Annotated in this window: 19 protein-coding genes; 5 read left to right on the forward strand and 14 right to left on the reverse strand. The window is 64.5% G+C overall.

All coding sequences use genetic code 11. The annotated features are described in order from the left end of the window. Positions 1–3: 3 nt before the first annotated feature. Complete coding sequence (locus tag GEV26_RS00690; protein WP_153651285.1) at positions 4–429, reverse strand: VanZ family protein; 426 nt, start codon at positions 427–429, stop codon at positions 4–6. A 718-nt stretch (positions 430–1,147) separates the two neighbouring features. Further along, positions 1,148–2,464: an O-antigen ligase family protein gene (locus GEV26_RS00695; protein WP_153651286.1), complete on the reverse strand. Its 1,317-nt coding sequence runs from the start codon at positions 2,462–2,464 to the stop codon at positions 1,148–1,150. A gap of 1,561 nt (positions 2,465–4,025) precedes the next feature. Here GEV26_RS00695 and GEV26_RS00700 point away from each other — a divergent pair. Continuing rightward, on the forward strand, positions 4,026–4,943 hold the full coding sequence (locus tag GEV26_RS00700) for a WD40/YVTN/BNR-like repeat-containing protein (protein ID WP_153651287.1): 918 nt from the start codon (positions 4,026–4,028) through the stop codon (positions 4,941–4,943). 68 nt (positions 4,944–5,011) lie between these two features. On the opposite strand, the gene GEV26_RS00705 is transcribed toward GEV26_RS00700, so the two are convergent. From GEV26_RS00705 to rfbA, 4 genes are all read right to left on the reverse strand, one after another. Next, on the reverse strand, positions 5,012–6,799 hold the full coding sequence (locus GEV26_RS00705) for a DUF4012 domain-containing protein (RefSeq protein ID WP_153651288.1): 1,788 nt from the start codon (positions 6,797–6,799) through the stop codon (positions 5,012–5,014). A 93-nt stretch (positions 6,800–6,892) separates the two neighbouring features. Next, positions 6,893–7,282, reverse strand: coding sequence for a hypothetical protein (locus GEV26_RS00710; RefSeq protein WP_153651289.1), 390 nt, complete (start codon positions 7,280–7,282; stop codon positions 6,893–6,895). Positions 7,283–7,457: 175 nt separating this feature from the next. Continuing rightward, entirely contained in the window at positions 7,458–8,882 is a 1,425-nt protein-coding gene (locus GEV26_RS00715; protein ID WP_153651290.1) for a tyrosine-protein kinase domain-containing protein, read from the reverse strand. Positions 8,883–8,975: 93 nt separating this feature from the next. Beyond that, positions 8,976–9,839, reverse strand: coding sequence for a glucose-1-phosphate thymidylyltransferase RfbA (gene rfbA / locus GEV26_RS00720; RefSeq protein ID WP_153651291.1), 864 nt, complete (start codon positions 9,837–9,839; stop codon positions 8,976–8,978). A 61-nt stretch (positions 9,840–9,900) separates the two neighbouring features. Here rfbA and rfbB point away from each other — a divergent pair, with 61 nt between their 5' ends. Further along, positions 9,901–10,899 (forward strand): dTDP-glucose 4,6-dehydratase, encoded by a 999-nt coding sequence (gene rfbB / locus GEV26_RS00725; protein ID WP_153651292.1) that lies wholly within the window; start codon positions 9,901–9,903, stop codon positions 10,897–10,899. Positions 10,900–10,992: 93 nt separating this feature from the next. Continuing rightward, on the forward strand, positions 10,993–12,330 hold the full coding sequence (locus tag GEV26_RS00730; protein WP_153651293.1) for a sugar nucleotide-binding protein: 1,338 nt from the start codon (positions 10,993–10,995) through the stop codon (positions 12,328–12,330). A 215-nt stretch (positions 12,331–12,545) separates the two neighbouring features. On the opposite strand, the gene GEV26_RS00735 is transcribed toward GEV26_RS00730, so the two are convergent. The 5 genes from GEV26_RS00735 to GEV26_RS17955 all read right to left on the reverse strand — a co-directional run bounded on the left by GEV26_RS00735 (position 12,546) and on the right by GEV26_RS17955 (position 18,019). Next, complete coding sequence (locus GEV26_RS00735) at positions 12,546–13,514, reverse strand: acyltransferase family protein (protein ID WP_153651294.1); 969 nt, start codon at positions 13,512–13,514, stop codon at positions 12,546–12,548. Between the two features lie 282 nt (positions 13,515–13,796). After that, a complete protein-coding gene (locus tag GEV26_RS00740) occupies positions 13,797–14,255 on the reverse strand; it encodes a class I SAM-dependent methyltransferase (protein WP_194839916.1) in 459 nt (152 codons plus the stop codon). Positions 14,256–14,589: 334 nt separating this feature from the next. Next, positions 14,590–16,038 carry an MFS transporter gene (locus GEV26_RS00745; protein ID WP_153651296.1) on the reverse strand — a complete coding sequence of 483 codons (1,449 nt, stop codon included), beginning with the start codon at positions 16,036–16,038 and terminating at the stop codon, positions 14,590–14,592. Between the two features lie 16 nt (positions 16,039–16,054). Beyond that, positions 16,055–17,500: an MFS transporter gene (locus tag GEV26_RS00750; RefSeq protein ID WP_153651297.1), complete on the reverse strand. Its 1,446-nt coding sequence runs from the start codon at positions 17,498–17,500 to the stop codon at positions 16,055–16,057. 378 nt (positions 17,501–17,878) lie between these two features. After that, the gene (locus GEV26_RS17955) at positions 17,879–18,019 is read right to left on the reverse strand and encodes a hypothetical protein (protein WP_208430996.1); all 141 of its coding nucleotides are present in this window, start codon (positions 18,017–18,019) and stop codon (positions 17,879–17,881) included. A gap of 523 nt (positions 18,020–18,542) precedes the next feature. Here GEV26_RS17955 and GEV26_RS18200 point away from each other — a divergent pair. Both GEV26_RS18200 and GEV26_RS00765 read left to right on the forward strand, forming a co-directional pair. Next, positions 18,543–18,992, forward strand: coding sequence for a class I SAM-dependent methyltransferase (locus GEV26_RS18200; protein WP_424923854.1), 450 nt, complete (start codon positions 18,543–18,545; stop codon positions 18,990–18,992). A gap of 415 nt (positions 18,993–19,407) precedes the next feature. Next, entirely contained in the window at positions 19,408–19,575 is a 168-nt protein-coding gene (locus GEV26_RS00765; RefSeq protein WP_153651299.1) for a hypothetical protein, read from the forward strand. A 758-nt stretch (positions 19,576–20,333) separates the two neighbouring features. On the opposite strand, the gene GEV26_RS00770 is transcribed toward GEV26_RS00765, so the two are convergent. From GEV26_RS00770 to GEV26_RS00780, 3 genes are all read right to left on the reverse strand, one after another. Next, the gene (locus GEV26_RS00770) at positions 20,334–21,575 is read right to left on the reverse strand and encodes a hypothetical protein (RefSeq protein WP_194839917.1); all 1,242 of its coding nucleotides are present in this window, start codon (positions 21,573–21,575) and stop codon (positions 20,334–20,336) included. Continuing rightward, positions 21,553–22,371, reverse strand: a complete 819-nt coding sequence (locus GEV26_RS00775) for a glycosyltransferase (protein ID WP_194839918.1) — start codon at positions 22,369–22,371, stop codon at positions 21,553–21,555. Before GEV26_RS00775 ends, GEV26_RS00770 begins: the two co-directional genes overlap by 23 nt. 247 nt (positions 22,372–22,618) lie before the next feature. Beyond that, complete coding sequence (locus GEV26_RS00780; RefSeq protein ID WP_208431053.1) at positions 22,619–23,797, reverse strand: nucleotide sugar dehydrogenase; 1,179 nt, start codon at positions 23,795–23,797, stop codon at positions 22,619–22,621. Positions 23,798–23,987 lie beyond the last annotated feature (190 nt).

The following is a 23,987-nucleotide window of genomic DNA, read 5'->3' on the forward strand; positions in this document are numbered from 1 at the left end:
GTCTCAGCGGTGGCGTCGCCGCTCGTGCCGCAGCCACAGGCTGACCACCAGCGCACCCAGGGCGGCACCCGCGGTGTTGGCCACCACGTCGTCGGTACTGCCCGTGCGCCCCGGCCGGGCAACCGTCTGGGCGAGCTCGAGAGCGACCGAGAAGAGTCCCGCGAGGACCGTCGCCCACAGCCACCCCAGGCGGGGGAACAGCGCGATCAGCAGGGCACCCAGCGGCACGAACAGCAAGATGTTGGCGCCGAACTCGCCGATCCGATAGCCCTGGTCGGGGGTCAGGTCGAACAGCGCGACGAGCCACGTCGTCGGGGGCCGGCTCGCGAGGTCGAGGTTCTGGTCGACGTGGGTCGGCCACAGGCCGATGAACAGCAGCGCCACCACATAGACGACGCCCGCGCCGATGATTGGGAGGCGGACGCGCATCCCCCGATCGTACGGTCAATCGGGTGCGTGATCAGTTGCTGGGCGTACGACGGTCAGCGTGACCTCCCGCCCTGGGGAGGCAAGATCGGCGCGGTGCCAGTCTTGAAGCGCGCGCTCCCGGCAGCGCGGGGTGGGCGTTCCGGGACGGATTGAGGTCAGGATGCATGTGGTGTCCGTGACCTGCTGGCCGGAGGAGTGTCCCCAGCACTGGCGGGGTGGAGGACCAACGGCCGGTCGGTAGCGTTCCGTCACGACGAAATGGTGGAGACGTCACGCCTTCGATGCCGATTGAGAAACGGCAGTGTGCGTCCCCACCGAGCCGGGTTCCACGCCTCACGCCCCTAAGCGGCACACGGGCAGGGAGGGAGTTACGACGGGGTGGACTCGAAATGAGCGAGGACGGTCCCATGCGCTGACAGCCCGAAGAACAAATGGCTCGTGGCGCTCGTACTGGCCGTCATTGCGCTGCCGGTCACATAGCCGCTGGTCGACGACTACATGGCGGCGGTTGACGGTTTCGAAGCGCAGGATGACCGCATCGGGTTGGTGCCTTCGTCCAGGACCGCCGACGCAGACCTAATCTGGGAGGCCGCATATTCCAACGACGGGTATGGACGGCCCTGCGGGTCGTCGGACGGATGGGCATGCGGCATTGCGTAGTCGCGTAGACAAAGGGGAAACTCGACGTCCCGTACGAGCCGACCGCGGACGGGGATCCCTACTTCGTGGCCGGGATCTTGGCAGGCACTGTGGCCGCTGAGCGAGACCTCGCGAGCAGCCTGTCTGGAGCCCGGCTGGTCGCACCAGACGGCGTCGTCCTAGCCGAGGCCGATAGCTGAGTTAACGCCAAACCGACCGCGAGCCAGGCGATCGGGAAGTATGTGGCGTTGGAGAAGAAGCTGTTAACCAGCACAATCACAAGGATTTGTCCGGGTATGGTGCGAGCCGTGACGGCCGCCAGCCCGATCATGAATGCCATGAAGGGTAGAGCTAGGAACCGGCCGTCGACCCAGTTCCCGAGTATCCAGTTGCTGGCCACGTTGTTTTGAGACTGCTCGGCCGTGTAGAGCAGCCCGGAGACGCCCACTCGGCCGGCCGCAGACAGTCCTCGCCCGTGCCAAGGTGACTCGCTCGCGAGGAACAACAGACCCTCGGTCTGCTGGATGCGCGCCCTGCCAGACGCATCATCTTGATCGAGGCTCACCGTGCGCGAGAGCCGTGTCGTCAGGTCCGCGCGCAGAGCGGGCATCGCCGCGAGGGCTGTCCCGCCGAAGATGAGTGCGACGAGCACCAAGGGGATAACCCGCCCACGACGCTTTGCCGAATGCTCCTTGTTCTTGATCAACAGCCCAACCGCGTAGTACGCGACGACGGCCACAACGGCGGCCACCCACGCCGCCCGAGCGAACGCCAGCACAAAGACAGCGCCGTTGATCATGACCAGCGGGTAGAGCCATCGCTTCTGGTCCACGGATCGCCAGGCAAGGACCACGCCGATGGCGGCGAAGAGGCCCAGCCAGTCGGGTTCGGGGTAGATGCCAACAGGTCGACCGATGCTGCTGACGTTGGCGTGCCATACCTCGACGGGAATGATGCCTGCTACCTGCCCCATCGCGAAGACGGACGCGAACGTGCAGATCGTGAGCAGTCCCCGCAGCATGACGGCCACCTCGCGAGGCTGTACCCATAGCGCCAGGATGACGCCACTGAGGGTGAGCACCATGAGTTGTATGACCAGCGAGCTGCTGTTGACCAAGTCGCCGAGCAGCGCCGACGTGGCCAAGATGGCGGAGCAGCCGATCAGTACCAATGGCATCTTGCTCTCTGCGACCGCCCGCCGGTTCAGTAGGCGGGGTATCAGCCACAAAACCACGAGGATGGTGAACACATGGAAACGGCCGATGCGTAGATCGATCAGCCCGGCCGATGCGCCGACTGCGAAGGTCATTAAGTCGTTGCCGCTGCGGTGGGACACCATCACCGCGCCTCCGACGAATGCCGCAGCCGCGAAGATGAGCAGGATGTCGAGCGGCATGCGCTGATACTACGGTGCGGGGGTTGACTTCCGCAGTTCCTCGTTCTCCGCGTTGGCCTGCTCGAATAGTTTGTGGGGGGTTGCCGATTTCCGTGTTGGTCTGCGTCAGTGCCTCACCGCCTGGTTCAGGAGATGCATGGTTCCCCGCATCAGGCGGCCTGTCCTGTCAGATAGTGGGTGACGCCGTCTGAACCGATGACGCCGAACTTCTTGGTCCCTCCCGCAGCGTTCCTGCAGTGTCATTGGCGGCCAGCCACTTGAACTTGGCGCTGGACTCGATAGATCCAGCGCCAGACCGGCGCAGCCCGGCGTCGTTGCCCGGCCGAGGCTGATGCCGTGCAGGCGACCTGAAACCGGGCCGACGATGATCTGCGCGGTGGAGTTGCCCTCGTTCAAGATCGTCTGGCCGGGCCCGGTGGCACCAAGTGGTGCGCGAACCATCAGATCGACCTCGTCGGTGTCGGGTTCCAGACCTCAGGGGCGTCGTCCAGTCGCGTCGCTCCGCTAGCGACCCGGAGGCGTAGTGGAGTGTCGACCGGCCGGCTTGGAGCCGTTGACATAGATGCCGTAGCTCTCGTCGGCCAAGGCACGCTGCCGAGATCGCGAATGGCGCCAAAGTGTGAGTACAACCTCTCCGTTTGCGCGCCGGCTGCGTTGAGCGCGCCCTCCGTCTGCAAGCCTGGATCGTCTGAACTGCGCGCCTGCGGTGTAGACGAATCTTTACGAGTCGGCCAAGAAATGGTCGCTCCCGGGCCGCGAGCCCGCTGCCGCGTCGGTGGTGACAAAGTCCGCCGTGCCGAACACGAACTCGGGGTCGGGCCCGAGCGATGCGGACCGTGACACCCGTGGCGCTCGTGCTGGACGTAGCGGCCAGGACGACATGGGTCGCGTCGGTAACGCTCTCGACGCGCGTCATGAGCGGAGCGCCACCCGGTCCAGCGCCGGGGATGTTGATGGTCCAGCCAACCTCGATCGGAGTGGTGACACCTGTCGTCAGCGTGAGGTTCTTCGAGCCGGACGCGACGGTGGCGACGCGCGACCGCATCCGTCCCGCGAAGCGGCCTTGGAACTTGATGCCGGCCTAGTGGCCGATGTAATTGTCGCTGCCGCCCGAGGACAGGAGGTTCGCCCATCGTTGCCCCGTTGACGATGCTGTTCTGGTAGAAGGAGACGCGCCGAGCCGACGCCAGTACCGATGCCGAACCATGTCGTGGAGCGGAGGCCCTCAAGGCCGGTGTAAGTCTTGGCCCGATGCTGACGTCAGTGTTCTCGAGCGTCTCAATCTTGGCAGCAACAGAGGGGTCCAATACCTGACTGAGCTGGGCGATGTAGGTCCCTTGGGATACACGTGCGAGAGGCCTCCTTCTGACAACTCGTGAACGGCTGGTCCGTGCCCACTGTGGCGCACTGCAACTGATATCCAGGTCGTAGGAAAAATGCGAGACGCGGCAACGGACGGCACCGCCGAGCCGCCGACGCCCGTGAACTTGATTGTGCCGCTGTTGGGACAGATCACACGAGCGTGCCCCCGCACGCCCCCTCGCGCCCGTAGGATCGGCGGGTGAGCAAACGACTCGGCCTCGCCCTGCTGATCGCCTTCGGGATCGTGGACGTCGTCCTCGTCGTCGGAGCCGTGCGGCACGTCAACGGCGCGCCTCCCTCATCCGATCTGCCCGCCGCGGCCCCGGCAACGGGGACGCCGAGCCCGTCACCCGTCGGGGCGACCACTTCAGAGACGGCTTCGGCCCCGACGCAGGTGGACTACTCCTTCCGGGCGTCCGCCGCGGTCGCGCTCGCGTCGGCCAACGACGGCACGATCGTCTACGGCACTCGTGGACGGTGCACGGCAGGTAAGGACGCCGAGGTGTCGGTGTCCACCAACGGTGGCGAGGACTACGCTCCGGCCAAGACCGGACTCACCACGACCCTGAGCGTCCGGACGACCGGCGCAGCGTCGATCACCGTCGTCGGCACCGACGAGGACTGCAAGGCCCGGCAGCTCACCTCGACGGACAGCGGCCGGACGTGGGACGAGGTCAAGGAGATCGACCTCTGGTATCCCTCGGCTGACTCCACCCGGAACGTCGTCACCCCCGCGGGCACGTCGTCCGTCGGCGCCGGCTGCGTCGTGACTTCGGTCAGTCAGGTGACCCCCGAGTCGGGTCGCGTCTCGTGCGCCAACGGCACGGTGCGGGGTTCGGGCGACAACGGCAAGACGTGGGTGACTCTCGGGCGCCTCGACAACGTCCGTGTGGCCACGTTCATCACGCCCAGCAAGGGCTACGCCCTCGCGCGCTACAGCGGCTGCGGCGCCAACCAGTTTTCCACCACCGACGGCGGCGTCACCTGGACGCCCGGCGGCTGCATCGCCGGCGACCCCGCCCAGGCCATCAGCGCCACAGTCAACGGTCTCACCGCCGTCGTCGCCGACCAGCCTTACGTCAGCACCGATGATGGCAAGTCCTGGATGCAGCCCTGACCCATCACATGTGACCGCGGGCTCCCGGGACCAAGTCCCAGGAGCCCGCGGTCGGGTGGTGGCAGGGGTCAGCAGGCGCTCTTCCACGTCTGCACCGACGCGCCCGGAACGATCGACGGCGTCGAACTGACCGTCGTGTCTCCGGACTGTCCCTTGCCGCTGGCGATCGACGACTGCACCGTCACGGTCTTGCCCGGGTCGAGTTGGACCGTGAGGATGATGACCGGGCGGCCGTCGTGCTTCGCGCGGGTGAACGTCGTCGGCTCGTTGTCGATCCGGACAGTGCTGATCTTGCCGGCATCAGGACCGTAGAGATACAGGTTCACCAGCATCGAGCCCGGCTCCGCACCGAAACCGGGGCCGCGGATCGAGTCCGGCAGCGTCGCGGAGTCCGCCGGTGCGGTCGACTGCAGCGTCATCTCCGTCGCATACGACTGGACACCGTCCGCGCACTTCGTCGCCTTTCCCTTGACGCCGTAGTTGAGGTAGTACTGCATCTTCGCGCCAGTGGCATCGTTCAGGTAGAAACCGATCGCCGGGCTGTCCTCCTTGCCGGTCGGCAAGGCGTTCGCGATCCGAGTGCCCGCGATGTCCTTTGTGATTGATTCGTCGGGCGTCCACAGGGAAACTCGACGTTCGTTGGTCGCACGCGTCAGGGCCTTGAGCAGCGCAGTCGGGTCGCCCGCACCGGAGAGAACCTCGTCGAAGATCTTGTCCGTCGCGCTCGCGAAGAAGGCGTCCTGCTCGGCACCGTCCGGGTAGTTGACATAGACGCCGTTGAGCAGCACCTCCACGGCGTTGTCCGCCGTGAGGCGGGTGCCGTCCTCGAGGTCGATCGGACCGGTGGCCTCGAGCACGTACGACAAGGTGACTGGATCAATGGACAGCACACCGTCGACGTCAACACCCCGCTCGTTCTTGATGAACGCCGCCGCTATCTCGGCGGCACGGGGAAAGTCGGGGGTGAAGTTCACGTCGCGGAAGTCGCGCACCATCTTGGTGGAGAACAGCTTGCTCTCCTCGGCACTGAGCGGCGTCGCATTGCGGGGACGCTCCCCGTAGTCGGCGCCTGCGCCCTGGCCGACCAGCTTGACGGTGCCGTTGTCGACCTGCAGGCCCGCGAACGCTCCGGGCAGGCCTCCGGTCGCGCGGATCTCAGCGTTGTTCTGGAAGAGCAAAAGATAGGTGTGCTTGCCAGTCATCATCTCGGGCACGACGCGGGACGCGACCGTGGCGCGCGAGGCGATGCTCGCCGCGTCGCCGATCTTGTCCTGAGCGTCAGAGACGGGGTCTTGGAGCTGGCCGAGCAGCGAGGAGGCGTCGACGCTGCGGATCTGCTCGTCTGCCTTGTCGATGGCGGCTGACGACTTGGTGAGCGCTGGGTTCAGCGCGGCGAGGGCGTCGATGTCGATGCGTCCGCCCTTGGGGTTGAACGTCTTGGCGTTGAACTTGTCAGCGACGTCGACCAAGGGGGGCAAGCCTTCGTCCGCGACGGTGCGCACCGCCTCGCTCACGGTGCGTACGGCCTTGATGTTCTTGCCGAAGTAGGGAGTCTTAGCGGTCAGTGACAAAACGGGGCTGTCAAGGCTCGACTCAGCAGAGCCGACGTGCGCCTGCAGGTCTGCCAGCTTGGTCTTTGCGCTCACCTGGTCGCCAGCGGTCAGTGCGTCCTGCAGGGCGCTCGCGTCGGTAGTGGCCAAGTTGAGGTCATCTCGCGCTGACGAGAGCTTGCTGTAGGCGTAGAGCCCGAGACCTGCCACCACGACGGCGACGAGACCCACGACCCCTGCCAGGATGACCCATTTACGCCGGTTGCTGTTGGTCCTCGGCTGTCCCGAGTCTTGCGTGCGTGCCACGTCAGCACTCCCCTTCGTCTTCCAGTTTGGTGCAAAGCAGAAGTGGGGCCGCCGATGGCAGCCCCACTCCTGTGTTGTTCGACAGAGTCGAGATTACTTCTTGTTCTTGACCTTCACCGAGACCGAAGTGCTGCTGGCCTTGTAGATCGAGCCCTGGTAGGGCTTGTAGTTGAGGCGGAGGGTCTTGACCGTCGTCTTCTTGACCTTCGGGGCCTTGATGAACAGGGTCGCGCGTCCACCGCTCAGGCTGGCGTTGTACTTCTTGCCGTTGAACACGGCCGTGACGCGGCCACCGACGGTGGCGTTGCCCGCGTTCACCTTGGCGGTGACCTTGAACGTGGAGCCTTCGTTGACGGACTTGCTGGCGGCCGACACGCTCGTGGCGACGGTGTTGGGGTACGCCGCGTTAGCGGTGCTGCCCAGGGCTCCCATGCCGAGAACCAAGGCCAGCGACGCGAACAGCGCGATTGCTGTCTTCTTCATGGTGTTCCTTCTCCTGGCATTGAAGCCATGTGCAGATACTTCCCGAATGATGCTCGCTCAAGACTAGGGGACAAAGGCCCTGTAGGTGAACGGATGTCAACAAAGTTTACACAAGAGAAACAACCTGTCCCAATTCCAGGGTCGGCATGGCTGCTTTTTACTGGTATTGCAGTCTCTATGTAGTCGTCGAGGATGACGTGTGATCTGTATCACGCATTCCGCTACTGGTCGTCTCGGTATGCGCCCCGGCCTCTGGCGCATATCCGTATCCGTATCCGTAACCGTCCCCACCTCTAGGCGGGAGCATGTTGAAGATGACGCCCACGGGCCTGGCTCCCACGGCTTCGAGGCGCTCGACCGCAACAGTCACCTGGTCGGACGTGGTCTTCCCGTGACGTACCACGAGCAGTGCGCCGTCGGCCTCGGCGGCCAGGAGTGCACCATCCGTCACCGGGAGAAGTGGCGGGGCGTCAATGAGCACGATGTCGAACTGCTCGCGCAAGGATGCGATGACATTGGTCATCGAGGTCGACTTCAGGAGTTCGGCCGGGTTGGGCGGCGTCGAGCCGCTGGTCAGCACGGTGAGGCCCGCGCGCGCGGAGGGCTGCAACGCATCGTCGAGAGCCAGCCGACCGATCAGGACCGTGGTCAGACCGACGTTGGACTCGACGCGGAGGTACTCGGCGATCTTCGGACGCCGCAAGTCTGCTTCCACAAGCGCGACCCGCTCGCCGCCCTCCGCCAGCGCCAGCGCCAGATTGATGGCCGTGGTGGTCTTGCCCTCGCCGGGAAGCGAACTTGTGACGACGAACACCTTGCGTTCGATGTCCGGGTCGATGAACTGCAAGTTGGTGCGCAGCACTCGGAAGGCCTCGGCCCGCGGGGCGTAGGTGTCTAGGCCAGTGATCAGCGGAGTATCGACGGCGTCAGAAGCGAAGCTGATGGTGCCGACGATGGGGGCGTCGACGAGGGACTCAAGTTGGCGTGTGGACTTGATGGTGGTGTCAAGCGTTTCGCGGAGGAGTGCGACCCCCGCCCCGAGAAGCAGACCGATCAGAAGGCCGAGCGAAATGTTGCGCATTGGCTGGGGAGAGATGGGCGAGCCGGGCACCGACGCCGGGTCGACGATCGTTGCCTTGATTGTCGCCTCGTCTCGCCCAGGCGGCGTTTCAAGCTCTGCCACATATTCGACGAATACTCTCGCGACAGCGTCGCTGAGAAGACGGGCTCGTTCAGGGTCAGGGTCGGTGACTGTTACGGCCAAAATAACAGTGTCTAGCTTCGACGATGCGGAGATCTGTCCAGCGAGTGCGGAGGGGGATTCTTCGAGTCCGAGGTCATCGATGACGCGTCTTGCGATCGCCTGCCCCGTGAGCAGATCCGCGTAGGACTTCACCCTCTGAACCGAGAACTGGCCGCCTTGGTTCGCCTGCGCGTCATCAGTCGATCCCTGCGTCGATACGAACAGGCGAGCGGACGACGCGTACTGAGGGGTCGCCCGCCAGGTCAGGAGGGCGGCTATCCCAAGCACAACGAGTCCGCAGATGGCTATCGAGAACCATCGGGTGCGAAGGACTTTCAGGTAGTCGCGCAGGTCCACTGGTGCTCCATCCGAGATGTGCCGACTGGCAGGTCGACTGAGTCTAACCGCCACGGCTGGCCAATTGAGAGCGTGTGTCTCATTCCGCCCAGATCATCCTTCTAGCAGTCCTAGTAGGTAACTTCCGTAGCCGCTCTTGACCAGGGGGGCGGCCCGCTGGCGCAGCTCGTCGTCGGTGAGGAAGCCGAGTCGCCAGGCGATCTCCTCGGGGCACGCGATCTTGAGGCCCTGGCGCTTCTCGACGGTGCGGACGAAGTTGGACGCGTCGTTGAGGTCGTCGAACGTCCCGGTGTCGAGCCACGCCGTGCCGCGCGGCAGCACCTCGACGTTGAGCTTGCCGAGCTCCATGTAGATGCGGTTGAGGTCGGTGATCTCGAGCTCGCCGCGCGCGGACGGCTTGAGGTCGCGCGCGTGGCCGATGACGTCGTTGTCGTAGAAGTACAGCCCGGGGATCGCGTAGTTGCTGCGTGGCTCGGCCGGCTTCTCCTCCAGCGAGATCGCCCGTCCGGACTCGTCGAACTCGACCACGCCGTACGCGGTGGGGTCCGCGACCCGGTAGCCGAACACGAACGCGCCGTCGATCTCCTGGAACCGCTGGAGCTTGGTGCCCACGCCGGAGCCGTAGAAGATGTTGTCGCCCAGCACCAGCGCGACCGAGTCGTCGCCGATGTGGTCAGCGCCGAGGATGAACGCCTGGGCCAGGCCGTCGGGCGAGGGCTGCTGCACGTACGTCAGCGAGATGCCGAACTGGCTGCCGTCGCCCAGCAGGCGCTCGAACTGGTCGGCGTCGTGCGGCGTGGTGATGATGAGGATGTCTCGGATGCCGGCCGACATCAGCGTTGAGAGCGGATAGTAGATCATCGGCTTGTCATAGACCGGCACGAGCTGCTTGCTGATGCCTTGGGTGACGGGGTGGAGACGTGAGCCAGTGCCGCCGGCCAGGATGATGCCCTTCATGTGACGCAGCCTACGGGCTCCGGATGTCAGACAGGCCGTCGACAAAGGTAACCTCTGCCACATGCGCAACGTTCTCGTCACGGGTGGCGCGGGGTTCATCGGATCGAACTTCGTGCACCACCTCGTCGACCACACCGACCTGGCCATCACCGTCCTGGACAAGCTGACGTACGCCGGCAACGAAGCGTCGCTGGCCGGTCTGCCGGCCGATCGGGTCACGCTGGTCGTGGGTGACATTGCCGATTCCGAGCTCGTCGACCGGCTCGTCCCCGATCACGACGCGGTCGTGCACTTCGCTGCGGAGTCGCACAACGACAACTCGCTGCACGATCCCTCCCCGTTCCTGCAGACCAACATCATCGGCACGTACGTGCTGCTGGAGGCCGTGCGCAAGCACGAGAAGCGCTACCACCACATCTCGACCGACGAGGTCTACGGCGATCTCGAGCTCGACGACCCGGCGCGGTTCACCGAGCAGACGCCCTACAACCCGTCGAGCCCCTACTCCTCGACCAAGGCCGGCTCCGATCTGCTCGTCCGCGCCTGGGTGCGCTCGTTCGGCGTGCAGGCGACGATCAGCAACTGCTCCAACAACTACGGCCCGCGCCAGCACGTCGAGAAGTTCATCCCCCGCCAGATCACCAACGTCATCGACGGCATCCGCCCGCGCCTGTACGGCGAAGGGCTCAACGTCCGCGACTGGATCCACGCCGACGACCACAGCTCGGCCGTCCTGACGATCCTCGACAAGGGCGAGATCGGCGAGACGTACCTGATCGGCGCGGACGGCGAGAAGGACAACAAGACCGTCATCGAGCTGATCCTCGAGCTCAGCGGCCTGCCGACCGACGCGTACGACCACGTGACCGACCGGGCCGGGCACGACCTGCGCTATGCGATCGACTCCAGCAAGCTGCGCGCCGAGCTGGGCTGGACCCCCGCGTTCAGCGACTTCCGCGCCGGGTTGGCCGCGACGATCGAGTGGTATCGCGACAACGAGGCCTGGTGGCGCCCGCAGAAGGCGCAGACCGAGGCCAAGTACCAGCAACTGGGCCACTGATGCCCCCAACCCCGCCCCCCACCCCCGGTCGCCAGGACGTGAGCGAAGCGAGGCGACACCCCCACCACCCGAACGCCACCCGAACGAGGCGACATGTCCACTGACCTGACGATCCACGAGACCTCGATCCCCGGCGTCCTCCTGCTCGACCTGCCTGTCCACGGGGACAACCGCGGCTGGTTCAAGGAGAACTGGCAGCGCGAGAAGATGACCGCGCTCGGCCTGCCCGACTTCGGCCCCGTGCAGAACAACATCTCCTACAACGAAGCCGTGGGCACGACCCGCGGCATCCACGCCGAGCCGTGGGACAAGTTCGTCTCGGTCGCGACCGGACGCATCTTCGGTGCCTGGGTCGACCTGCGGGCGGGCGACAGCTTTGGCACGGTCTTCACCGCCGAGCTCGGCCCCGGACAGGCGATCTTCGTGCCCAAGGGGGTCGGCAACTCCTACCAGACCCTCGAGGCCAAGACCGCGTACACGTACCTCGTCAACGCGCACTGGACGCCCGACGCCGAGTACACGTTCCTCAACCTGGCCGACGAGACCGTCGCGATCGACTGGCCGATCCCGCTGGCGGTCGCCGAGCTGTCCGACAAGGACCGCGCCCACCCCCGGCTGGCCGACCTGACCCCGATGGTCTTCGAGCCGGCCGGCAGCGACCCCGACAGCCCCCGCACCCTCATCCTCGGCGCGAACGGTCAGCTGGGTCGCGAGCTGGTCACGCAGCTGCCTAACGCCACCGCGTGGTCGCGCAGCGAGTTCGACATCGCCGACCTCGCCGCGTACGGGTCGGTCGACTGGTCGCAGTTCGACACCGTCATCAACGCCGCGGCCTACACCAAGGTCGACGAGGCCGAGACGCCCCAGGGCCGCCGCGACGCGTGGCGCATCAACGTGCACGGCGTCGTCGAGCTGGCCCGCGTGGCCATCGCCCACGACCTGACCCTGGTCCACGTCTCCAGCGACTACGTCTTCGACGGCGAGACGCCCGAGCACACCACGGACGAGCTGTTCTCACCCCTCGGTGTCTACGGCCAGACCAAGGCCGCCGGCGACGCGGTCGTCATGACGGTCCCCAAGCACCACATCGTGCGGACGAGCTGGGTCGTCGGCGACGGCCCCAACTTCATTGCCACGATGCAGTCGCTCGCCGAGCGTGGCGTGGACCCCGCGGTCGTGGACGACCAGGTGGGCCGGCTGACCTACACGAGCGACCTGGCCGCGGGGATCCGCGGCCTCCTCGCGGACTCCGCACCGTACGGCGTCCACCACGTCACCAGCGGTGGCGAGCCCCGCAGCTGGTTCGAGATCGCCCGCGACGTGTTCGCCGAGGCCGGGGCGGATCCGGCCCGGGTCTCGCCCGTCTCGACCCAGGAGTACGGCCGGGGCAAGGAGATGGCCCCCCGGCCGGCGAGCAGCGTCCTGGCGTAGGGCTAGATGTACTTCCCAGACCGCGTCCACGTGGGAGTCGCCCAGTGTCCGCGGTCGCCCGCAGCTGACGGGCCGTCTAGGGGACCAGCGGCGCCAGCCCGGTCGCCACGCCAAGAGCGAGGACCAGCACGAAGAAGTCGCGGTGTGATCCCGCCCTGGATTGCCGCCTGCGCCCGCGCAAGCGGTGCCGACTCGCCGAGATCTGCGTCGATCAATTATGGAGCGGACAGTCTCTCGGCTCGGCGTGGCGGTGGCGCAAAGATCCAAGGTGCTCGTCCGAGGGTGCGACCTATCAGATACCCGAGAGCAACAGAAGCGAGCGTGGCGCCAATGGGAAATGTCACGCTCAGGGCGGAATCGCTGTCGCCAACTATCGCTCCGAAGGTCTCCAGAACGATCGGGTGGATCAGATAAATAGCCAGCGACTGGACGCCGAGAGCCGCAAACGCCTCCGCCGTCCGACCAGTTGCGGTCAGTAGCCGGCACAGCGCGAACACTATGGGCACAACAAGCAAGGGCGACAGGGCGTACACAACGCTGCGCGTCTGGGGAGCAGCCAGCACCGCCGCGCCAAGCACGGCCGACGCCATCAGTAAACCGGGGACCATTCGCCACGTAACGGATCGAGCCCACGCCAGGAGTCGTGCCGGAAACAGGGTGGCCACTGCGAACGCCACGTAGAAGTGTGGGGTATGCCCGAGCCCCCATGCGTCGAACGGGAACCAGATCGCAAACGGTGCCGCTACTACGGTGGCGCCCGCTATTTGAAGCCATGCCGGAACGTCTCGACCGGCGCGGGCTATGACCAGGTACATTGCCAACGCCGCGAGGTACCAGAGAGTGGTCTGCAGAGAGATGGTGTCCCAGAGAGTCCCACCGAGCCGACCGTCCGTTACGGCGTGAAGCCCTGCATACAGAAGTCCCCAGGCCACCCACAGGTATGCGATCGGCCAGACCCGTGCCCGTAGATATTCGGGCCAAGGAAGATCGAGGTGGCGGCCCGCGAAGAGCCCCGACATCATGAAAAAGACCGGCATGATGAATGCGAACAACCCGTAACCTGCCGCGGTCCAGAGCCTGTCTGGGCCTGCGGCAGTGGCCAGCGACACCGCATGGAACAGGACGACGCCAACGATGGCGACCCCCTTCGTAACGTCGACCCATGAGTCTCTTGTCTGCGGCATAGGGATCAGTATCGCCGCAGCCGGAATACGGTGGGGGCAATCGGGGAAGATCGACCGAACGGATTAGTGGCACGGCCGTCGCTGTCCGCGCGCTTCAATCATAGAACTGGTTGGTCTTCCAGCGGGCCCGTACATGGTCGTCGGATTAGTCGGTTTGCCCGCCGACCCGCACGCCCAGCAGGGGCCCGACGTCTCCCCGCGCCACTCGCGCGGGTCGGCGTCAAGGGCCTCGCCCCGCGGAGTACGTAGGCTCTCGTGCAGTGGGAATAGCATGGTTGAGTGTCATGTCAGGCGGACCGCTACCTGCTCGTGGAGCGCGTTGAAGCCGATGTGCTCAGCGCCGCCCTCGTAGCGTTCGAGGAACTCGGTGAACGCCTTGTGCTCGTGCTGCTGCCACCCGGGAAAGTTGAAGTACTCGTCGATATGGATGATCGTTCCTGGTGCGAATCGGTCGAACGCCAGGTCCAAGATCGTTTTGGTTGACGAGTAGACGTCGGCATCCTCGTGCACGAACGCGATCGGTCCGTCGTGAGTCTCAAGAAATCCGGGCAGAGAATCCTCGAACCCGCCTCGGTGAAGCTCGGCCTCGCCCACGTCGGGCAGGTCTTGCGCGAACGCGCCTTTGGCGAACCCTCCGCGCCTCGCCTCGGGAAGCCCCTCGAACGAGTCGAAGCCGTGGGCGGGCAGTCGGTTAGCGGCGATCTCCCGCATCGTGAGGCGGGTTGCAACACCGAACTCCAAACCAGACCTTCATCAGGGGCTTGGTGGGGGGCCCACCGCAGCAGATCGATTTTCGTGTCTAGAGGGCTAGGGCCACGGAAGCCGATGACTAGCGGCATGTGCTCGTCCACGAATTGCGTAGAGGTAGCGGCGGCTTGCCGGTAGCGCTCAAGGTCTATGTCTTGAGCTGTCTCGTGCAGCGCATAAGTGATGAAGCGGCGGCCGCGTCGTCATAGCGAGCGGGTCTGGTTCACTATCGATTCCCTTCTGTCGTGTTCGAATTCCGGAGGGTCGCCAGATCGACTGGTCGCAGTTCGACGCCGTGATCAGCGCCGTCGCGTTCACCAAGTAGCGCCTAGACCTGCGCCCGGGCCGCGTCCACCTGCGGCTCGCGGACAGCGTCCTCGGCCGCCTGCGACCGGGGACCCATCTCGGGGATCAGCAGCGCCACCCCCGTTGCCACGATGAGAGCGACGGCCAGCACAACGAAGCCATCGCGGTATCCCACCTCGAGCGGGAAGCCGCCGGTCCCCGTCCTGGCAGTGATCACACCGGCCATCATCGCGGTGCCGAGCGACCCGCCGACCAGACGGATGTTGGCGTTCATGCCGCTGGCGGCCCCGGTCTGCTCAGGCGGCACTGACCGGAGCACGACCACCGCGAGGCTCGAGACGACACAGCCCGATCCGACACCCTGCAAGAACATCCAGGTGGCGACCTGCCACACCTGATCGTGGAACAGCGCCACCGCCCCGTACGCAACCGCGTTGGAGACCAGCCCCACGAAGATGACCCGGCGCGCGGAGAACCGCCGCACCATCCGTGGTGCGACGAATCCCATCACGAAGCCCATGAAGGAGGACGGGAGCAGGATCAGCCCGGATTCCGAGATCGATGCGCCGAAGCCGTAGCCCGACTCGGTCGGGGTCTGCAGCATCTGCGGGAGGAATCCGAGCGAGGCGAAGGTGCCCAACCCGGTCATCAGCGCCACCACATTGGCAGTCCAGACGCCGCGCGTGCGCATGAGCCGGACGTCGATGAGTGGCGTCGTGGCCCGGTGCTCCGAGCTGATCCACGCAGCGAAGATGACCACCGCACCGGCGAGCATCCCCAAGGTGGGAGCCGAGACCCAGCCGAGGTCGTTGCCCTTGCTGAGGGCGAGCAGCAGGAGAACGAGCCAAGCCGACAGCAGCACCGCGGGGATGACGCTGATGCGCCCGGACATCCGCACGGGTGACTCCGGGATGAGGAACCAGGTGCCGATCGCGGCCAACCCTGTCGAGATCGCCGGCAGCCAGAACAGCCAGGTGTAGCCCAGCACGTCGACGATCGGCCCGGCCAGAACGATGCCGATGCCGAACGCGGCGGAGACCAGCGAAGCGACGATGCCGACTGCGGTGCCCGCCCTGGCAGGCGAGATCTCGTCCCGGATGACGCCGAACGCCAGCGGCAGCACGCCACCGCCGATGCCCTGCACCGCTCGCGCCACGATCATCCAGCCGATCGTTGGCGCGAGTGCAGCCATGACCGAGCCGATCGCCAGCATCGAGAGGGTGACGATCAGCATCCGCTGCTTGCCCACGGCGTCGCCGATGCGACCGATCAGGGGCGTGGCCACAGCAGCCGCCAGCAGGTAGGACGTCAGGACCCACGCCGTGGTCGCTTGATCGGTCTCGTACCGCTCCTGAACCTGGGAGAGCACCGGGACGATGAGTGACTGCAGCAGTCCGAAGGAGCCGACGCCGACGGCGAGGACCACGATGGTGCCACGCGACGAGGATGTTGCGCTTCCGAGGGGTTTCATCGAGGCGTGGTCCGGCTCAGGCGCCCATGATCGACAGGTCGCGGTCGTTGCGTTCCTGGTCGAGCTTCTTCGCGATCTTCTTCTCTGACACCGAGGGGATGACCAGGCCGGCGATCGCGGCTGCGAGCAGCGCCCCGCCGAGCACCAGGAAACCGGCCGTGTAGCCGATCTCCTTGGGGAAGCCGCTGGGCAGGACGTGGGCCGTGACGATGCTGGCCATGACTGCCGTGCCGATCGAGCCACCGATCGTGCGGATGTTGGCGTTCATGCCGCTGGCCACGCCCGTCTGCTGCGGGGTCACCGCGGCGACGATGAGACCCGCGAGGCAGGCGAACGCCAGGCCGATGCCCGTTCCGGTGATGCCGTTGGCGAGGGCGACCTGCCACTTCTCGTCGTGGAACGCCGCGAGCTGGAACATGCCGACCGCTCCCAGCACCGAGCCGATCACGACGACGGTCTTGGGGCCGATCCGTCGGGCGATGGGCGCCGCGACGAGACCCGTCAGGAAGGTCATGATGGCCGACGGCAGCAGGATCATGCCGGACTCGGTGATCGACGACCCGAAGCCGTAGCCGCTCTCGCTGGGCGTCTGGTTGAACTGCGGGATGAAGCCGAACGAGGCGTACATGCCCACGCCCAGCAGCAGCGCGACGAGGTTGGTGGTCCACACCCCGGGCAGGCGCATCATCTTCATGTCGATGAGCGGCACCTCGACGACCAGCTCCACGCGGATCCAGGCCGCGAGCAGCACGACGGCCAGGACCAGAAGGCCGATGACCTTGGGCGACCCCCAGCCCCAGTCGGGCGCCTGGCTCAGGCCGAGCAGCAGGGCGATGAGCCAGCCGGACAGCAGCACCGCGGGCAGCACGGCGATGCGCCCGGGCGTACGCACGGGAGACTCGGGCACCACGAGCACGGCAACGACGGCGGCGACCGCGGTGACGATGAACGGCAGCCAGAACAGCCAGCGGAAGCCGAGGGTCGACGTGAGCGGACCGGCCAGGACGATACCGGCGCCGAAGCCGACGGCGAGCAGCGAGGACACGATGCTGACCGCTCCGCCGATCTTCTCGATCGGGAACTCGTCGCGGATGATGCCGAACGCGAGCGGCAGCACGCCGCCGCCGACGCCTTGGATGACCCGGGCCAGGATCAACAGGCCGATGGTCGGGGCCAGCGCGGCGGCCAGCGAGCCGAGCGCAAGCGCCGCGAGTGAGACCACGAGCATGCGCTGCTTTCCGTACGCGTCTCCGAGGCGTCCCATGATGGGGGTGAAGACCGACGCTGACAGCAGATACGCCGTCAGCACCCAGGTGACCGTGTTCTGGTTGGTGTCGAACTCGGCCTCGATCTCGGACAGCACCGGGACGGTCAACGACTGCATCAGCGTGTAGGACGCGACGGAGACGGCAAGGACGGCGAACGTCACCCAGTAGTGGGTACGACGGGTGGACGTGGGCACAGCGGCACAACCTCAGAAAAAAGACGCAAAATTAGTTAGCCAAGGCAATTGATTGGCGCAACGAACTTTACGGAGCGCGTCTCCAGTTCGCCACCCAAACGGCGCGTGCGATCCGTCACGGCCGCACCGGCCTTTCCGCGCCCACGTCCGGACTTCGCGGCATTCGAGGCATGTTGTCCCACCGGCACATCGGTGACTTCCAGTTACCACATCTCCGTCGATAGCGTCGCGCTATGAAAAAATGGTGGAGACGCTCACGCCTTCGGTGCCGACTGCGCAATGGCAGCATCTGTCCCCACCGCACCGCGTTCCACGTGCGCGGGAAACAGACCACCTAGCTGGCCCCCTTGGTCACTACGCCCGAACCTCGCCCGCCATCTATCGCAGGTCGTCGAGGATCCGCTTGTCGCGCCCAGGCAGGACGGTCACGTCGAAGGCGGCATCACTCGCGTGGATGAACAACCCGCGGTCCCCCGCATCGACGGCCACCGCGGCATGGCCCCGGGAGTGTCCCGGCATCGGCACCAGCGTGATGCCGGGCAGTACCTCGTGCCCGGTGAGACCGTCTCGCCAGTCGTTGCCCTTCCCCCTCGTGCAGCTGCCAGACGGCGACGGAGCGACTCCAGTTCACCGCCCACACGCCGCCTGCGATCCGTCACGGCGGGTGTGTTGCGTGGGCACGGCGCGCTGACACGCTGTCTGCTCACGTTATCTTTGGGCCATGAGAAAGAGCGGATCTGCCAGCGCAGCCATTAGAAACGTTTCCCAAACGTCGGTAGGGCGTTGTCCGATTTGCGGAAGTGTCAGTGTCTTCTTGCTGACAGATAAAGACAATCCGAGGTGGGGGTATCGGTGCATTCGTTGCCGATCGGTCGGCCGAAATCGGCACGTCGCCCTTGTCCTCGCGGAGGCGCTCGGGGCGGCCTCGCTCGCGGAGGTACGCCGCCGAGGTCTCCAACGGGACGTCTACATTGCTGCAGCGTCCGGATATCTTCTCAAGGGATTGGCGGTCGGCATGCCGCGGCTGAGAACCTCTGAGTTCATGCCTGGCGTCAAGCCGGGCGATGTGCTTCCGGACGGTCACAGCACCTGCCAGGACCTCCACGACCTGACATACGAGGATGAGTCCCAAGATTTCGTTGTGACCGAGGACGTGCTTGAGCATGTGAGGCACCCCAGCACGTGTTTTGCCGAAATCCGGCGGGTCCTTCGACCGGGAGGGCAGCACATATTTACCGTCCCCTACAGCCACGACAGGCCGACAGTTCAACGAGTCGACACGTCCGGTCCCACGGACGTCTTGCTCATGGAAGAGGAGTGGCACGGGGACTCAATCCGGGACCGAGTGCTGGCCTATAGGAATTTCGGTTATGACATCTTCGATCAGCTCCGTCAGCACGGCTTCGAGACAGAACTCAAACTTCCGTCCATTTCCACTCGAAGAGCCGGTGTCTATGACTCAGCCGTCTTCGTTGCTACAAAGGCCGAATAACACCGGCTATCGGCAACCAATCTAGGAGCCTGTGAGAATCTGCGGTCGGGATCATCAACGCCATCGGGTGTTCACTGAGCCTGGAGGCGCCCTGTCGACGCTCCGTGACCGCGCATGGTGTTGCATCCTCAGTGCTGCGGGCGGGCCCCATGTGATCAGCGGCGCCACGTGCCTCCACCTGCTGCCCAATGGGGGCCGGGCGGGCCTGCGACGCCAAGCCCGTGCCGATCCAGTTCAAGGGGCCTTCTCGCTCGTTCAAGACGAGGTAGAGGTCGTCACTTCAGGCTGGAGGGCCGCGAAAGCCACAGAGAGAATGGCCACCTATTCGCGCAACGTCATCTCCTATTGCGCAGACGACTACCGAAATTCGCCACCACGCACGCGGTCGGGGGCGAACGGGGCCTATGCTTCGACTATGTCATTCGAGGGAGACAAGGCGCGTCTGATCAAGGAGTTGGCGGACGCCCAGAAGCAGATCCGGACCAAATATGGGATGGCCAAGCGCGATGACGAACTCAGCGACAGCGAGCCGGCCGAAGAGTCTCCCTCGGGGAACCGGGCCGGGGTCAGTGAGCATCCCTGAGCTGGGGGTGGCCTCGCGGGGTTGAGCGCCCGCTACAGGTCGCGGGCGATCACCCGGCGCGTCCACGGTTTTACGGATATTTGCCTGCCTGCCCGTAGCGTCGGGCGATGGACTTCAAGGCGATTCCAGATGCCGTAGTCGGGCTGCTACTGGGCTCCTTCTTCGTGGTTGCGCTCTCAGCGTCCGACGCGGTCAAGTGGGTGTCTCGGTGGGGCCGCCGAGTCCGATGGGAGTCACCGGACCCACCCAATAGTGACTTCGGAGAGCCAACTAGTTGAGTGGGCAGTCCCGCTGATCTGCCACTTCCACGCTCGGAGCGAGCCAATACGCGTCGGTTCACTTGACCGAGCACCTCGATCCCGAAAGAACATTTCCTCCACAGGCCCGTCGGACGTCTACGACCACGCCTCACGGAAACGATCAACTGCCGCTTCAAGGCCGAATGCACCCACGCCGCCGTCTTACACCAGAGCTCATCCCCCCGACCATCGCTGACGTGGAGTTCGCGACGGCCGGGCGGGTCGATTAGTACAACAGCCGGTGGCGGCACCGAGCCCTGGGTAACGCTCCACTTGTGGAGTGCGAGCACGCCTGAAACGCGACCCTCGACCGAAATCCGCAGAGGAGCGGCGGAGAACCTGAGGGCGCTTCACGCAACGCGCGCCCGCAGCCCCGAGGCGCGACTCCAAGCGGCGGCTCCACATTAATAGAAGCCTTCGGCATCGGGGACTGAGGACAGGCGCCGACAGCACTGTGACTCAAAGGCTTGCGACCCAGATCGCTACCAGTGACATCGTCAGCCCACCAGTTAGCAAGGACATGCGCCGATCCTTCAACGACAACAGTAGGAGGAAGGACGTGGCGGCATCGACCAACGCGTAAGCGCATAGAAGCGCGACTAGTCCGAAACCGGCCCACTGCGTGGACACCATGACCCCCACTACGATGACCGGAACCACAGCAATCGTGATGCGTGAGAAGCTGGGTGGCAGGAACCGGAATGCCAGTCTCTGTGCCACAGCACCTGCTGCGGACGCGATCAACCAAAGCCACACGATCACGGCTGGAACAGTATGTTCCGGCGCGACAATCTTCGTTGCCAATGCGCCGAAGGCGCCCAGCGAACCGAGTATCACGACCACCTGTCGGAGAAACCGGAAGGCTGCCTGCGGCGAATCAGTGTCTTGATGCACCAGCCGCGGCATCAATGCGTTCACAAACGTCGCCGCGACCGCACCGACGATTTTCATGGGTATAGATAAGATGGTGAGGACAGAGGGTGGCAGCGTCAACGAGATACTCTGAACGACCATTAGGCCGCCGTAGGACGTGCCGGACTTGGCCAGAAACCACCAGTGGCCTCGTTGTCGCGCCGCCGGCACCGTCGGCAGATTCCTGACGACCGGTCCGCCCACGTCAAATCTGAGCATTACGGCGAGTAAGCCAGCATTCCCAATCACCAGGCAACTGATCATGGCGACTACGGTGTTAGTCGAAGATCCCCAGGGCACGAGAACAATGAGTGCCGCGAGAGCATTGGCCGGGAGGGCGACGCTAGCGATCCAGTGCGCAGTTCCGCCGGCCTCCGCCGCCACGGCCCGATACCAGACCAAGGACTGGACTAGTGCATTGACGGCGGCCAAAGCGATGATCAGCGGAATCTCGCCATCAACTCGGCCGCTCAGAGCCAACCAAACTCCGCCAGCGACGACGGCAGTGACCGCGCACAGAGGCGCACCAACCGCGAACCACAGGGCCCCTCGTCGTGAAACCCGGGACTGCGTCAGAAGCATCGGATAGAAGACGCCTACGACGAGTATTTGTACGGGCAGGCTACCTAGGTTGAATAAGTAGAAGTAGGCGTCAGTCGCATTACTGGGTCCGTACCGCCACAGCAATCCGAAGAGTTGCGCTACGCCGATTGCTTGCGACGCTACCGAAAGCCCGGACGGCCCCGCTAACGCTCGGAAGCGGTCTTTACGCGCGGCGAAGGGTGGCACTGATCATCCCTCGGATCAAAGCGGAGACTCGCCGAACCCGATCTGGTTCAAAGGCGCCGACGATCGCCGTCTTGCGCAATAGGACCACGTAGGTCATGACCACTCCACGGCCACGAACCTTAAGGTTCCGGGGCGCAGCTCTGTGCTTCCTCGCATAGAAAATCATGTCCCGAGCCATGTGGTAGTTGCGGAATGCCGAGTGGTTATAGGCGATGACCCGACCATGTTGCTGCATCTGTCCGAGTTCGTGTGAGAGCGTTACAGCGTTGTTCTTGAGTATCAGAAATCCTGCCGCCCGAAGTCGAAGACAGAAATCGAAGTCGGTGAAATCTATGAAGAAACGTTCATCGTATCCGCCCACCGCCTTCCAAGCCTCCAGGCTACAAAGAGAACCTGACGTGATGCAGTGATCAACTTCCGCCACTCCAGATGGAACTTGATCGCGATCATCGCGTAGATTTCGATCCACGATTCGTGGCGAGACGATCGCGGTCTCCGGTTCGGTGCAACTTGCCAAGGACCGCACCATGCCGTCCGAGCACACCGAATCCTGATCGAGGAGGAGGATCGACTGCGCGGCCTTCGAGGCGGCGTACTCGAAGATCCGGTTATATGCGTGCGACAGTCCGTTGTTGTAGCCAGCCCGGAGCAGCGTGACGCCACAATCCTTCGCGATCGCAGAGATTCGATCCGTCTCCAGCGAAGCGTTGTCGAATATTACGAGCTCGTCGACTTGCGGGAGTACTGCGTTGATGTTCTCGCTGAGTCGGTCCATATCCGGGTTGAAAGTGACCAAGCCCGCGATTATGCGCCGTGTCATACTTTCCGGCCACTGTTAGGAGACGTCTGGACCGGCGAATCGGGCAGCGACAGAAACCGGCCATAAATCTGAATAGCGGGCACCGTCTTTCTCATGCGGTAACCGTAGTTAACCACGGTGCACACCTCCAGTCGGGGTCAAGGTTAACGCCGTCCCAGTCTTACCGCCCGGTCCTAGCCAGAGTGGTATCACGATGGGAAGAGCGGTGGAGACGGGACAACGCCTAGTCAGACCCGAAGAGGTCGCGGGTGTAGACACGGTCTCGCACGTCGTCCAACTCGGCGACTCGTCGGTTGGCGACAATCACGTCCGATATGCGCTTAAACTCGCCGAGTTCCCGGATAACTCTCGAGCGAAAAAATGTATCCGCTTCGAGTTCGGGCTCATAGAGGACGACGTCGACGCCTTTCGCCTTAAGGCGCTTCATGATGCCCTGGACACTGCTAGCGCGGAAGTTATCAGACCCAGACTTCATGATCAGCCGGTGGATGCCAACAACCTTCGGGTTTCGGCGCAGAATGTCGTCCGCTATGAAGTCCTTCCGTGTGCGGTTCGCGTCAACGATCGCACTAATCAGTGTCTGCGGCACGTCCTGATAATTCGCCAGCAACTGCTTTGTGTCCTTCGGGAGGCAGTAGCCGCCGTAACCAAAAGAGGGATTGTTGTAATGTGTACCGATTCGGGGATCGAGGCCTACCCCGTCGATGATCTGTCTGGTGGATAATCCATGGCTGATGGCGAATGAATCGAGCTCGTTGAAGTAGGCCACGCGCATCGCGAGGTAGGTGTTCGAGAACAGCTTGATCGCCTCAGCCTCCGTGGGCTCGGTCAGCAACACCGGACACTCCTTTTCGACGGCGCCCTCGATGAGTAGGTCGGCGAACTTCCGCGCGCGACTGCTTTGCTCGCCGACCACGATGCGCGAGGGGTGAAGGTTGTCGTAGAGTGCCCTTCCCTCGCGGAGGAACTCCGGCGAGAAGATCACGTTCTGCGTGCCGAGCCGACCACGTACATCCAGGACGAATCCGACAGGGATGGTCGACTTGATGACCATAGTGGCGTCCGGTTGGTGCGTGGTGACGTCGCAGATGACGCTTTCGACCGTCCGGGTGTTGAAGTAGTTCGTGTCTACGTCGTAGTCGGTAGGGGTCGCTATGACGACGAATTCCGCCCCATCGTAGGCAAGGGCGGGGTCGTCGGTGAACTTGAGTTGCAGGTCTCCGCGCGCAAGGAAGCTCTCGATCTCAGGATCTTGGATCGGGCTGCGCCCGGCAGTGAGTTCTCGCAACTTGTCGGAGTCGATCTCCAACCCCACGACTTCGTTGTGCTGCGACAGCAACACGGCAATCGATAGTCCGACATACCCCAGGCCAACGACGGCGATCTTTGTGCTCACACACAGAGCCTATCGGCACGCTCCGACACCTCCATCCGACCGTTCGCACGCGTCGGGACGTGCAGTGAGTCGGCGCTGCGACACATCGTGTGATTCATCTCTCGCGGGGCCACAGGTTCGTCTTATGAGATAGGGCCTTTTGAGCGAGCCGCACGGCACTAGGGTTATACGGACAGGTTCTCGCTTAGGGCACTGC

The sequence above is a fragment of the Aeromicrobium yanjiei genome (assembly GCF_009649075.1).
Classification (GTDB): domain Bacteria; phylum Actinomycetota; class Actinomycetes; order Propionibacteriales; family Nocardioidaceae; genus Aeromicrobium; species Aeromicrobium yanjiei.

What these genes read in the sequence shown, in the direction of transcription:
- rfbB (WP_153651292.1), top strand. Translation starts at nt 9,901, where the DNA reads ATGCGCAACGTTCTCGTCACGGGTGGCGCGGGGTTCATCGGATCGAAC.
- GEV26_RS00735 (WP_153651294.1), bottom strand. Translation starts at nt 13,514, where the DNA reads ATGCCGCAGACAAGAGACTCATGGGTCGACGTTACGAAGGGGGTCGCC.
- GEV26_RS00695 (WP_153651286.1), bottom strand. Translation starts at nt 2,464, where the DNA reads ATGCCGCTCGACATCCTGCTCATCTTCGCGGCTGCGGCATTCGTCGGA.
- GEV26_RS00765 (WP_153651299.1), top strand. Translation starts at nt 19,408, where the DNA reads ATGTCATTCGAGGGAGACAAGGCGCGTCTGATCAAGGAGTTGGCGGAC.
- GEV26_RS17955 (WP_208430996.1), bottom strand. Translation starts at nt 18,019, where the DNA reads ATGCCGGGACACTCCCGGGGCCATGCCGCGGTGGCCGTCGATGCGGGG.
- GEV26_RS00690 (WP_153651285.1), bottom strand. Translation starts at nt 429, where the DNA reads ATGCGCGTCCGCCTCCCAATCATCGGCGCGGGCGTCGTCTATGTGGTG.
- GEV26_RS00710 (WP_153651289.1), bottom strand. Translation starts at nt 7,282, where the DNA reads ATGAAGAAGACAGCAATCGCGCTGTTCGCGTCGCTGGCCTTGGTTCTC.
- rfbA (WP_153651291.1), bottom strand. Translation starts at nt 9,839, where the DNA reads ATGAAGGGCATCATCCTGGCCGGCGGCACTGGCTCACGTCTCCACCCC.
- GEV26_RS18200 (WP_424923854.1), top strand. Translation starts at nt 18,543, where the DNA reads ATGCCTGGCGTCAAGCCGGGCGATGTGCTTCCGGACGGTCACAGCACC.
- GEV26_RS00745 (WP_153651296.1), bottom strand. Translation starts at nt 16,038, where the DNA reads ATGAAACCCCTCGGAAGCGCAACATCCTCGTCGCGTGGCACCATCGTG.
- GEV26_RS00730 (WP_153651293.1), top strand. Translation starts at nt 10,993, where the DNA reads ATGTCCACTGACCTGACGATCCACGAGACCTCGATCCCCGGCGTCCTC.